Below are 12630 nucleotides of genomic sequence, written 5' to 3' on the forward strand. Positions count from 1 at the left end.
TAGCTTGAAACAGAACTTAAACTTTGTCAGAATGGCACAAGCTGTGAGCTCATCTAGTGTACAGTTTTCATTACGGATTGGTAGCCCAAACAGTAGCATCGGTGATGAATCCTACATCATCCATTGCCAACATAGACAGCGCAACGTGCGCAATTTCGGATGCTGTTAATTTCTTTCCGTTTTTATCTGAGCCATAACCCGACTTTTCTCCGAAATCGGTAACAACCTCACTCGGGTTTATCTGCATTACTCTCACATTATGTTTTCGAAGTTCAGCCCTCCAACATTCAGTCATTCCCTTTAATGCAAACTTACTGGCCACATAAGCAGAGCCATTTGCAAATCCGTACAAGCTGGCTGTTGAACCGATATTGATAATATTTCCTTTGTCCTGACGAACGAAAATTTTGGCAGCCTCTCTACCCACCATAAATGCTCCTTTTACATTGATATCCCAGACACGGGTAAAATCCTCTGTAGTAGTTGAAACCAGTTCACTGAAATACCCGATCCCTGCATTATTAATTAACACATCAAGACCATTCCATTTTTCCTCAATAAACTTGAATAGGCTATCGACATCTTTTTCATTGGCAACGTCCGCAGTAAACCCTAAAATGCTCAACTCTTTTGCTGCTTCTTGTACTGTTTTGTCTGTACGACCGCATATAAGCACCTCAGCTCCCTTCTCTTTAAACATTTTTGCCATTTCATAGCCCATCCCGGTAGCTCCACCGGTGATCAAGATTCTTGCGTTCTTAATTTCCATATAAGTATTTGTTTGTCAATTATTTGAAACAGAGCATTGACCAATTTGGTATTTATGGAAGCCACATACAACGATTAGATCCGCCAGCGCACATCTATCGGTCAATAATTTCAAACACACTATCAATACAGTAGCATCACATTATCATTTACATCATGATAAATAAAGCTAGCTGCACGAAGCGACGGTAAAATTAGAAGATTAATTGTGGCAAGGGACTATCCTTTCAACAGCATTATGTATCCAAATCAAAGATTTATCGCCTGTAGAATTGAGGGGCAACACCAGTATGCTTTTTGAAGAATTTGGTAAAACTATTTGGATAATCAAATCCAAGAAAAGAGGAAATTTCTGAAATTGTCCAGTTGGTGTTCTTCAACTTCTTCTTAGCTTCATGGACTATTTTTTCTTGTATCACTACGGTTGTTGCTTTACCCAATGTAGCTTGAACAGAGCTATTTAGATGATTGGTGTGTATGTGAAGTTTATCGGCAAACTCACTCGGCATTTTTACAATATCCAGATCTTTATCACTGTTGTAAAATTGCTCATTTAAAAGCTCTAAAAATAATGATGTTAGTCTAGAGGAAGATTCAATAGGCTGACTCCAAACGGTCTCGGTAGGCATTTCGGAGGTTTCCATAAGTATCATTTTCACATACATGGGAAGCAATTTACTTTTTATGTGAGCTCCTAAACCTTGTTCGCTCAACATCTTTTCAAAAAGTGCTGAGATGACATCAAATTGATTTTGATCCGGATAGTAAACGCCATTCATTGCTAATAACGCCATGGATGCGTCTTTTAGAAGGTCACTATTTTCTAAAAATTCCAGGTTGAAGATACAGATATACCCTGATCGAACTGAGCAAATTCCCTCCCAGTCATAGGGAGTCATCGGATTGGCAAATAAAAGCGCCGGTTTGTCCAATAGATGTGAATCGTTTACAAATTGAATTTTGCTATCAGATTCCACAATACATATTTTATAGAATTCCCTTCTGTAACAGGGAATAGATTTGTTCAGGTAATCTATTAGTTTGTAAACTTCAAAAACAGGACTTATCATGTGGTTTTCTAGTATTATGTCTGATTGCACTACTACTTCAACTATACTCCTTGTTATACGTTCCTTTGATTTCCATAGCAACTTTGTCAAATATAGTAGTAAATGTGAATTCCCATCAGATGACCATAGTATCTGTTGTAAAATTCTATGTAAAAATCCAGATAATTAGCCGGGTTCAAAGTATATCACTCTTGGAATAAATGCCTCCCAATACTGCTAATGCTTGGATTCCAGTCTTATATGGTACCCGCCTGGTAGACCCCGTTCAAAATTACAATCTATTCACCTCCATTGGCACCTGCCAACCGACGGGAGTTTCTAAACTTACTTTCTATGTGCTCATTAGATACCATATACTGAACTCTTTGGCTCGCTTTTAACACAATCAGGTCGTAATGGTTTCATGAGATCATAAAAAAATCTTTGGGACTTCTACTTTTTACCCATGTATATCTTGTTTGACACCCTAGTAGTGAATCACTTAGCTATTATTACATAACATAGATCGACCTTGTTGGCAAACTAAAACCTAACCGCCCAAAAGACCGTATTAACCCCTAAAATGTCTCTTTTTAAACTCAGAAGGATTTTCCCCGACTAAACTTTTGAACAATTTATTGAAATACGAAAGACTTTCGAAGCCTACCGCAAAACAGGATTCAGAAACTGTTTTGTCTTGTAAAAGATAATTTTTAGCCTGATTGATGCGATATTGATTCACGAAATCGGTGAAAGTCATTTTAGAATTCTTTTTGAAAAAGCGACAAAAAGCGGCGGTCGTCAGGTTAACTTCCCGGGCCACCTCATTCACATCAGGCGATTGGTCAAAGCGATGCTCTACATATCTGTATATCAAATCCATACGTTGCTGCTCCCGTTCAAATGACTTATTAGCTGCCGGCTTGGTATTCAATACCTGCATATGCTCCGAATTGGCAAGGATTCTCAATATCTGAATAAGCGACAAAAGCCGGTCGAATTGATCCAGTTCGGGAAGTTTCTTTAATTTCTCGCCAACCAGTTGTTTCGTCGCTCCCGAAAATGACAAGCCATAATGTGATTTTTCAAACAGGCTTCTGATCGCTGAAAACTCCGGAATATTCAGAAATTCTTTTCCCAAAAAGTACTCCTTCATTTGAATAATTACCTGTTCACATTCAGTTCTTACCCCATAGTCGAAGTTGAGGTGTGGGATATTTGGACCAATAAAAACCAAATCGCTTCCTTCATACACCGAGATGTGGTCGCCGACATGGCGCGTACCGCTCGTCCCTTCCACGTAAACGATCTCATATTCAGGATGAAAATGCCATAGAAAGGTATCGTACAGCCCAGGAGTTAACAACACATTGAAGGAGCTGCCTTGATTGGGTTCTATCTCTTCCCGTATGATTTTCATGGTTATGACGATGATGTATTATGCTGAATTTGCATAAAATGATATTCAAATTAGTAAAGTTGTCAATGCAGAGCAAATAGTGGTTATCTCAAAGGTAGTCCGAGGAGATGCTGAACTGTAAATTTGTCCTATTAAATAACGATAAAATATCAAAAATATGAAAACTCATACAATGGCTCCGACTATGATCCCCGATAATGCCCATACGGATATTCCCGGCAACCCATCCACTGCCAAGTCGAGCACAGTGAGGCTGAACGACCGTAGCAATGGAAAACCTTTACAACTTTTGACGGAGGAGCAGTGGGATTTCTGGATCACCAACGGATATGTCGTGATAAAGGAGGCTGTGCCCAAAGAAATGGCTAAAAGGACGGCTGAATTTTTATGGGAGTTTGAGGAGAAAGATCCGAATGATTCGGAAACATGGTACACGGTGCCACGTGCGGAAATGCAAATGAAAGAGCTTACGAACACGGGCATGGTTGAAGTTTATAATCACCAGGAGTTGTGGAACAATCGCCAGTTTCCAAAGATACATCAGGCTTTTACAGATATATGGGGTACGGAAAAGTTGTGGGTGACGATAGATCGCGCCAATCTGAATTTTCCGCTTCGGCCGGGTTTTGAATACAAAGGATTCATTCACTGGGACTACGATCCGGAAACGAAGCCTCAAAATGTACAGGGCGTACTTGCGCTGGCCGATCAAGACGACGAGAATATGGGAGGCTTTCAATGCATCCCGGAATTGTTCCGCACATACGATACCTGGAAATTGACTCAACCGGAAGATCGCAATCATTTCAAACCGGACACTACTGGTTTTGAGCCTGTTAAAGTTAAAATGAATGCAGGCGATTTGCTCATATTCAATAGTTCGCAACCTCATGGCATTCGTGCTAACCGCAGCAAAGACAAAGTTCGAATTGCGCAATATATTGCCATGATGCCCGCGCAGGAAGAAGATGAGGCGCTGCGCCAATGGCGGATCACTTCATGGAGAGACAGGGTAGCGCCGGAAGGATATGCGTTCCCCGGTGATCCAAGGAATTTTGAAAAAACTAAATATCAAACAGCAGAACTTTCAACGCTTGGCCGAAAATTGTTGGGACTTGATAAGTGGTGAAACTAAAAATGGGTTGAATAATTAACGATCAAACGCTTAACCAGATAATCGAATTCCAGTAGTAGGACTAAGGAGGTGCGATGGTGTCATTCGCCTCCTTAGTTCTCAAACCATTGCCAGTGCCAGGACTTATTGGGAAACGGCGTTTAAAAACGCTCATCATAATGCGTCAAAATACCAAACTCATCCTTAGCAGATTCCTAGAATTCAGCGGATGACCAGTGATGAGCTTCTGGGCGAGAGGCTAATTCCATTGCTCATGAAGTGGATGACGTTGCCAAACTCGATATGCCGGTCCGTTTCGTTTACCTTAAAATAGGTACATAGTTAAGTGGCTGGTAATTTTGTTAAAACTTGTGTGACTTCGCTACCGGCTTACCGATTTCTCTATCATTAAGTCAAACAACGTGTAGATGGTTCGGCATGACTATGAAAGAGTGATAACAATTTGCTTCCAGTTCCCTTACTTTTTGTCTTAATACAAAAAGTAACAAAAAAATCAAGTCGAAAAAATGCTTCCATGCTCATACCATGCCCGCACCCCGCTTTTTCGACCAGCCCACGCACTCGGTAATAGGTCTTACCTTGACTTATTGGACCTCAAAAATCGGACATTATAATTTGCAAAAAGAGCCATCCCTGCAAGAAACGACCCTTTTAACAACGAAAACTATATAAACCAACAAACCAACCCCCTAAACCCCTATCAAACTAAACGGCAGCTTCCGAATCCTCTTCCCAGTCAAATCAAAAATCGCATTCGTAAGTGCAGGGGCGAAGGGTGGTAAACCGGGCTCTCCTACTCCACCGGCGTCTTCGTCGTTGTCCATAATGTGGATTTCGATGGATGGAATATCAGTGATGCGTGGCATTTGATAGGTACTGAAATTGTTGTCAACCGCCTTACCATCTTTGAATTTGACCTCGTGAATGGTGGCTGCACCCAGCGCCATTACAATGGAGCCTTCAATCTGTGCTTTGATCGTATCTGGATTTACATACCAGCCGCAATCCATCACTGCCCAAACCTGATCTATTTTCACGCCGCCTCCCGGCGCTTTTGAAACTTTCACAACCTGCGCCACCGTGCTGGCAAAACACTCCGTAATCGCCACACCATAGCCTGCACCCCTTGCCCTGTTCTTCCAGCCGGAAACCTGCTCAACTTTATCAATCAATGTTTGTAAACGCTCCTCTTTCAAATACGCCCTTCTGAATTCCAGAGGATCTTTTCCAGCTTCCTGCGCCAGTTCGTCCAGAAAACTTTCATAAGCAAAACCGTTTGTGGACGCGTACACAGACCGCCACCACATGGTCGGGATCGGCGTTTCAAATGGCACATCCATGATCGCCAGGTTTTTAATTGACTCGGTGTATGGTTTCAGAAAACCTTCCGAAGTACTGCGGTTGGCAACGTCTTTTTTGCCTCCACGCCAGTGATCATTATTCTGTCCGGCCATCCTCACCTTGAAGGCATCGATCTCACCGTTATTGATCACGCCTTCACATCGATACGTAATTCCGGGACGAAATGGTCCTTGTGTCGCATCATCCTCACGGGTCCACACTACTTGCACCGGTGCTTTTATTTCCTTCGAGATCACAGCCGCTTCATGCGGATAATCCATAAATGCTTTTCGTCCAAAACCTCCCCCAAGAAAAGTCATATTCACAGTTACTTTCTCTTTTGGTATCGACATTTCTTTGCTGATATAATCCTGCACCCACTCCGGCGCCTGAATTGGCCCCCAGATTTCGAGCTTGTCATCCTGATAATGGGCAACGCAGTTGAGCGGCTCCATGGCAGCGTGATATTGGTACGGCGTCTCGTAAGTGACGTCAATTTTCTTCGCCGCTTTTGCGATGATCTCCGTAGGTTCACCCTGCTTTTTAAATACCAGACCTTCCTGCGTTTGCAGCGCTTCCGCCTGACGTTTGTATATTGTTTCAGTATCCAGATGTTCAAATCCGGTATCGTCCCACTCCACTTTCAGCGCTTTTTTCCCCTGAATAGCCGCCCAGGTTGAATCCGCTACAACAGCAACGCCTTCACGATAGGTATTGAAAACACCCATTTTCACTTTGAAGACATTCTTTACACCCACGATCTTTCTCGTCGCGGTATCATCGAAGCTTTTTACTTTACCTCTTAGTCTTGGGTTTCTTTCAACAGCCGCATACATCATGCCGGGAATCTGTTTATCCAGTCCAAAAACGGCAACGCCATTGGTTTTAAGCGGCGTGTCCAAACGGCGCAATGGCTTGCCGATCAGTTTGTATTCCGAGCGTTTTTTCAGGACGACATCTTTCGGTGCTTCCAGTTTTGAAGCCGCTTCAACGAGCTCTCCGTAGTGAAACTTTTTACCGGAAGGTTTGTGAAAAACGTGTCCTCCTTCGGCATAACATTCCAGTTTGGGTACGCTCCATTTGGTTGCCGCCGCCTGAATCAACATTTCACGTGCAGTGGCACTCAGTTTCAACAGGTTTTTATATGAGCCACGCACCGTAGAACTTCCTCCGGTAACCTGGTTTCCATATTTTTTCGCATCCCCCTGCGCAAATACAACGTTAATTTCATTGAGATTCACTTCCAGTTCTTCGGCAACGATCTGCGGTACGGCCTGGTAAGATCCCTGTCCCATTTCGGCACGGTGATCAAAAATGGTGACTTTACCCGATGCATCAATGTGCACCCAGGAATTCATTTCAACTCCAAATTTATTTGCATCGGCGGTATTGATGACCTTTGCAGATTTAGCATTGCTCGGCCAGTAAAAGCCAAGCGAAAACACTGCACCTGTTACAGCCGATGTTTTCAGAAAATTTCTTCTTGATACAGTCTGATTGTCCATGATTTTGTCTGTTGCGTGGTGTTATTTTTTAGGTGCATAAGCACCTTTTTTGATCCAGGTCAGCCATGCTTTTTTAAATTCAGCGTGACTCACCGGTGGCAAAGTCCTTCCTTCGCCGGGGTTCCAACCAGCAAGCACCAGACCGTCGTCGGCATGTTCTATCAGCTTTTTTGTGTCTTTGTTTCCGTTCTGTTTTTTGTCAACCAGCTGTTTAGCCAGCTCATGTGCGCTCTTTCCCTGAAAAACCATTTTCATAGCAGCTGGCGGTAAATGCCAGTCGGGGTTTCCGGGAGGCGTGTGCAGTCCAGGCGTGTTGGTATCCTGATGACAGTTTGAACATTTCATTGCGTACACTCCTTTGCCATCGACACCACGTTTTGGCGCCATCGCATGCAAATGACTGTCGTCACCCTGCAACGGGATATCCCCTGCCGGATGACAGTTCATACAGCGCGGACTCATCAAAACTTTGTAAACCGTTTCAAATGCTTTTACAGATTCCACACTGTCGCTGTTAATCATGCTAAGTTTGATTTCTTTCACAGGCGTATCGTCCTTTCTGAATGCAGACGCACCCACGGCGACGATGAATATGAGCATGGACAGGAGGGCGGCGACCGGTGCCGTTGCTGCCTGAACTGAGAAGATATTCTTCTTTTCAGTTTTTTTATTTTTTTTCATGGTGATAGGTTATGGTGAATAGTGTTTTGGGGGTGACAATCCTTTGATTCAACCCAAAATGTTTAAAAAGTTGGTTGGGAGAGCTTTGATTGTGGCTCAGATTTCGACTCCGCTCAATCTGACAATCGTCCGGGCAACTCAAACTTAATTTTTAAAGGCTTGATGAAAGTGACGTGGCGTTGTCACCCTGAGCGGAGTCGAAGGGCGGGCAATAATGTCAGAATTATCGACTTGTCTAAAGTCAAATCACTATAAGTAATGCCTACCCCTGCGGAGCCAGCTTCTTCTGCTCCTCCGCCGCTACATGTATCGCCTTACGAATGCGCAGATAGGTACCACACCGGCAGATGTTACCCGCCATGGCATCGTCTATGTCCTGATCGGTTGGATTTGGTTTTTCGCGGAGTAAAACTACCGCAGACATGATCTGTCCGGAATGGCAGTAACCGCATTGCGGCACGTCTACTTCCTGCCATGCTTTTTGTATGGGATGAGAATTCGTTTCCGATAAACCTTCGATGGTGACCACCTGCTTGCCAACTGCCCGGCTTACTTTGGTGACGCACGAGCGAACAGCTTCGCCATTCAGATGAACAACACAAGCGCCACATTGAGCAACGCCACAGCCGTACTTGGTACCTTTCAGACCAGCCAGATCTCTTATTGCCCAAAGCAAGGGCATCTGCGGATCAGCTTCCAAGGGGTATTCTTTTTTGTTAATATTTAAAGTGATTTTCGCCATGATGAGTAGTGTTTTAAGAATGTGTTGTTCACAAAAATTATGCCTGAATTTCAGGCAGCTACTTCTATTTCAATATAATCCAAATTTAGGTTTTGGCAGGTTGAATAATTTAAGTTATTCAAACAGATAAGTATGAAAATCAAACATAAGGGTAGCGCAAAATCATTAGGGGATTACTGATTGGTTTGATTTATACCCACCCCACCCTTTGGGCACCCCTCCAAGGAGGGGAATTTGACAGAGCCCACTTCTCAGAGGAGAACTTAGACCTGCCGAGCTTATTAGCCCCGGCTTCTTAGTCTCTGGAAGCGAGCACTTTCTCTAAAACCTTCCTACCTGCATCAGCCTCCGTTTTCCCAATTTTGGTTTCAATCAAAGAAATTACCTGACGGAGCTGCTTTGCTTTGAATCCTAGATTAAAACAAATCCCCAAATGTCCACTCAATTGCGACTCCACTCCTCCTAATGTGATCAGGGCAGAAAGCGTTGTGAGTTCGCGTTGCTTGTAATCAAGTATGCCACGAGTGAAGAGGTCGTTGAAAAGATGTTCTTTTAACAGGGTATCTATTGCAGGTACAAATGCAGCGTAGCCCGTTTTCGGTCCTGTTTCGGCTCTTCCGGTAAGTGATTCCAGCACTTTTTTACCAGTTTGGTATTTATTGCTATCTGCTACTTTTAGTGGCTTCGGACCTTCCGGATCAGTGACGCCTTTAATTTTACGATCATCCAATACGGCTCTGAATGTATTAATTCCATTCAGGCTTCTCGGAAAACCACAGTAGGCCGACAAATGAATGAGCTCTTCTTTAATTTCATTGATGGTAAGACCAGCAGCCAAGCCATCGTTCAGTGCCAGTTTCAAGCCTGTCAAATCTCCTTTTGCTGTAAAAGCTGAAATGGATACAATGCTTTGTTGTTTGGCATCCAAACCATCTGTATCCAACATTTTGTCACCAGCAATCAATTCATTGAAAATGAATGTCAGAATGAATAATAATACCTTGATCAGCTTCATATCATTTTAAGTTTTTGTAGCCAAGCCTTCACCTCTGCCTCCGTCTGCCTTGCCTTTTCCTCTTTAATCATCAGCAACTGTCCGTCTCTTTCCAATCCGCCTCTGGTTGTGTAGCCTTCGAGGATGGTACTATTCGGACTCAATTGCGCTACCGTTTCGAAAGTACTGCCAATACCGTAACCTCCGTTTGTGTTAAATGGAATGACGGTTTTTCCACTCAAGTTGTATTGTTTCAAAAAACTTTTCATCGGTGGCGGTAACTGCATGCCCCAGGTCGGGAAACCTATAAAGACCACATCGTATTTCTGAATGCTGTCGATCTTTGTTTTTAAAGGCGGCAGAAAACCCGTTTCATTTTCCCTTGCTACCTTCGCAACGGTAGCCTGATAATTCTCCGGATATGGATTTTGCCGTTCTATTGCGACTAATTTGCCCCCAACATTCCTCTGTATCATTTCCGCAACGGCCTTGGTATTTTGCGTTCGGGATAAATACAAGATTAAAATTTTTCCCGGATCTATGTCAGCTAGCACAGCTGCATCGATGCGCTCGGTTTGCGTAGACGAACAGGCTGATATCAGACAAACAAAAGCCAGCAGCAGGTGGGTCAAGAATGGGGTTGTTTTCATTAATGTTTGATTACGTGGGTATCTCTCACACTGCTGAAAGTAAGAGCCAGCATTTTCCAATCATTCCCTTCTTTTTTATAAACTTCCGTTACTGTAAACTCTGTATTTGCTTCATTTCCGCGAACCATGGCTGACAGCGTAATGCGAGACCAAATGATCGCATTGTCATCAAAGAGCTCAACTGCAACATCGTGTACATCCGCTTTTTTGTACCAGATACTTCCGGTTTTGATAATTTCGAGCTCTTCATCCTTTTTCCAGGTTCCGCTCATGTGAACGAATTTTGATTTATCATCAAAAAGCTGAGCGAGTTTGTCAACGTTTTTGTCGGCCATCCACTGCCATTTGTCTTTGGAGAGCTTGATGATCTGCTGTTCAGTAGCGCCAGCGTTTTGCGCAACAGAGAAGTTAGCGTTGAACATTGAAAAACAAAGCGTCAGAATAAATGCTTTAAGAGATGATTTCACAAAGAATTGAGTCCGCATAGTTTTTGAGATTTATAAACTATGCAAAGTTCCCCCCTTTTACCCGCACGGATGGTATACAGATTCCTGTATTGTCTACCAATATTCCTGATTTGTCTTTTCGGATTACCAAAGACCACACTGAAACAGTAATTTAGCATGAGTTAAATCTAAACGATCATGGAAGAATTAATCAGATTCGACTCTGTAAACCAGTACAATGTATTCAATCAGCAGGAAACCTTGCACCCGCTGGTAACCGTAATCGATTTGTCGACAGCAAGTCCGAGACGGAAAGCCAGTCAATACATGGGATGTTATGGAGTTTTTCTAAAAGAGACTGTTTGCGGTGACCTTAAGTATGGAAAGGAATATTATGATTATCAGGAAGGAACACTGGTATTCATGTCGCCGGGACAGGTTTTTACGGTAGAAAATGACGGTGAACTGTATCAACCCAAAGGCCACGCCTTGGTATTTCATCCTGATCTGCTGCACGGCACTTCCCTAAATTCGAATATGAATGGCTACTCATTTTTTGGGTATCAGGTAAATGAAGCATTGCATTTATCGAAGCGGGAAACAGAGATTGTGATGGATTGCCTTGGGAAAATCAAGTACGAATTGGAACAGACCATCGACAAGCACAGCAGAAAGCTCATTGTAGCCAATATTGAGTTATTTCTTGATTACTGCGTACGCTTTTATGACCGCCAGTTTATCACCCGCGACACCATTCATAAGGGTGTATTGGCTAGATTCGAAGAACTTTTGAATACATACTTCACTTCTGATAAACCTCAAACAATTGGATTACCGTCAGTAGCGTATTGCGCAGGCGAATTGAATTTATCGGCAAAATATTTTGGGGATCTTGTTAAAAAGGAAACCGGGCAATCTGCTCAGGAAGACATTCAAATGAAGGTTATTGAAGCAGCAAAAGAGCGAATTTTTGATGGCAACAAAACCATCAATGAAATAGCCTTTGACCTGGGCTTTAAATATCCTCAACATTTCAGCAGGTTATTCAAACAACGCGTCGGACAGTCACCCAATGAATACAGGATCCTTAAAGATTTGAATTGAAAGAAAAACACCTGATCTGAGCTATGAGAAATCAAATAACGATATCAAAGTTGATGCTGATCACCATTCTGATATTTAGCCATTGTTATGTAAATGCACAGAATAATTCAGCTTCCGTTACAATTTTTCCAAAGGGACAAAAAGCTCCGCAGACTAATTTTAGGATCAAGCCAAATTCTTGGGGGGAATTGAATTGGATTTCATGCGTAGAGTTTGGATAGTCTAAAAAGGAAGAATGAAATATCCCTGACACCCCGGGACGTGGAACGGAACGCTTTTATCTTTGCGTTGAAAGACTCCGCCGAAGCATTGGTACTTCTATTGTTGAAAAAATTCAAGATCTCTACATAGTGGGCCTCAATAGATTTAGCGACAGTTCTAAACGACTCTAAACCAGATTTTTCCACGTCATTGTACCAGAAAGCCAACGGCTTATAGGCAAGCGCCTTACTGGTATAATTCCGGAAAATCGTGCCAAGTTTTAGCGATAGACTGTAAGCTTGGTTTATTGCAGGATATCTTTCGAAAAGCAATTTGGCTCTGGTAATCTGAGATTTGGTCCATTTATCTCTGTGCTTAAAAAGTAAATATCTGCTTCTGGCCAGTAGCTGTTTTACGGTATCACCATTTTCCAGTAATTCTGGATCGTATGGCTTGCCAACAGCTTTTGCAGTTTTAATGGCTTCACTTTGGATCAAGACCAAATGTTGTGGAGCAACTTGGATTAAGCATATAACTGAGTTAGACGATACAGGAAGAATTCAACGTTACGAACCCCTCTGAACTGACTTCTAA

General features: G+C 42.8%; 12 protein-coding genes. 2 read left to right on the forward strand and 10 right to left on the reverse strand.

Going from position 1 to position 12630, the window contains the following annotated elements; all coding sequences use genetic code 11:
- Nucleotides 1-70: 70 nt before the first annotated feature.
- The 3 genes from LZG71_RS14880 to LZG71_RS14890 all read right to left on the reverse strand — a co-directional run bounded on the left by LZG71_RS14880 (nt 71) and on the right by LZG71_RS14890 (nt 3237).
- Entirely contained in the window at nt 71-769 is a 699-nt protein-coding gene (locus tag LZG71_RS14880; RefSeq protein WP_233821571.1) for an SDR family oxidoreductase, read from the reverse strand.
- A 256-nt stretch (nt 770-1025) separates the two neighbouring features.
- On the reverse strand, nt 1026-1745 hold the full coding sequence (locus LZG71_RS30610; RefSeq protein WP_233821574.1) for an AraC family transcriptional regulator: 720 nt from the start codon (nt 1743-1745) through the stop codon (nt 1026-1028).
- Between the two features lie 643 nt (nt 1746-2388).
- On the reverse strand, nt 2389-3237 hold the full coding sequence (locus LZG71_RS14890) for an AraC family transcriptional regulator (RefSeq protein WP_233821576.1): 849 nt from the start codon (nt 3235-3237) through the stop codon (nt 2389-2391).
- Between the two features lie 157 nt (nt 3238-3394).
- On the opposite strand from LZG71_RS14890, the gene LZG71_RS14895 reads away from it, so the two are divergent.
- A complete protein-coding gene (locus LZG71_RS14895; protein ID WP_233821578.1) occupies nt 3395-4366 on the forward strand; it encodes a phytanoyl-CoA dioxygenase family protein in 972 nt (323 codons plus the stop codon).
- A 695-nt stretch (nt 4367-5061) separates the two neighbouring features.
- Here the strand turns inward: LZG71_RS14895 and LZG71_RS14900 are convergent.
- The 6 genes from LZG71_RS14900 to LZG71_RS14925 form a co-directional block, all read right to left on the reverse strand.
- Entirely contained in the window at nt 5062-7218 is a 2157-nt protein-coding gene (locus LZG71_RS14900; RefSeq protein ID WP_233821580.1) for a molybdopterin cofactor-binding domain-containing protein, read from the reverse strand.
- Nucleotides 7219-7239: 21 nt separating this feature from the next.
- Nucleotides 7240-7899, reverse strand: a complete 660-nt coding sequence (locus tag LZG71_RS14905; RefSeq protein ID WP_233821582.1) for a hypothetical protein — start codon at nt 7897-7899, stop codon at nt 7240-7242.
- Nucleotides 7900-8161: 262 nt separating this feature from the next.
- Nucleotides 8162-8641 carry a (2Fe-2S)-binding protein gene (locus LZG71_RS14910; RefSeq protein WP_255713049.1) on the reverse strand — a complete coding sequence of 160 codons (480 nt, stop codon included), beginning with the start codon at nt 8639-8641 and terminating at the stop codon, nt 8162-8164.
- 295 nt (nt 8642-8936) lie between these two features.
- Nucleotides 8937-9656 (reverse strand): carboxymuconolactone decarboxylase family protein, encoded by a 720-nt coding sequence (locus tag LZG71_RS14915; RefSeq protein ID WP_233821584.1) that lies wholly within the window; start codon nt 9654-9656, stop codon nt 8937-8939.
- Nucleotides 9653-10285: a flavodoxin gene (locus tag LZG71_RS14920; protein WP_233821586.1), complete on the reverse strand. Its 633-nt coding sequence runs from the start codon at nt 10283-10285 to the stop codon at nt 9653-9655. Before LZG71_RS14920 ends, LZG71_RS14915 begins: the two co-directional genes overlap by 4 nt.
- On the reverse strand, nt 10285-10707 hold the full coding sequence (locus tag LZG71_RS14925; RefSeq protein WP_233821607.1) for a nuclear transport factor 2 family protein: 423 nt from the start codon (nt 10705-10707) through the stop codon (nt 10285-10287). Before LZG71_RS14925 ends, LZG71_RS14920 begins: the two co-directional genes overlap by 1 nt.
- Before the next feature lie 222 nt (nt 10708-10929).
- On the opposite strand from LZG71_RS14925, the gene LZG71_RS14930 reads away from it, so the two are divergent.
- Nucleotides 10930-11835 carry an AraC family transcriptional regulator gene (locus LZG71_RS14930; RefSeq protein WP_233821587.1) on the forward strand — a complete coding sequence of 302 codons (906 nt, stop codon included), beginning with the start codon at nt 10930-10932 and terminating at the stop codon, nt 11833-11835.
- A gap of 200 nt (nt 11836-12035) precedes the next feature.
- On the opposite strand, the gene LZG71_RS14935 is transcribed toward LZG71_RS14930, so the two are convergent.
- Nucleotides 12036-12533, reverse strand: a complete 498-nt coding sequence (locus tag LZG71_RS14935) for a transposase (protein ID WP_233821589.1) — start codon at nt 12531-12533, stop codon at nt 12036-12038.
- Between the last annotated feature and the right edge of the window lie 97 nt (nt 12534-12630).

The sequence above is a fragment of the Dyadobacter sp. CY312 genome, from assembly GCF_021390535.1.
GTDB lineage: Bacteria > Bacteroidota > Bacteroidia > Cytophagales > Spirosomataceae > Dyadobacter.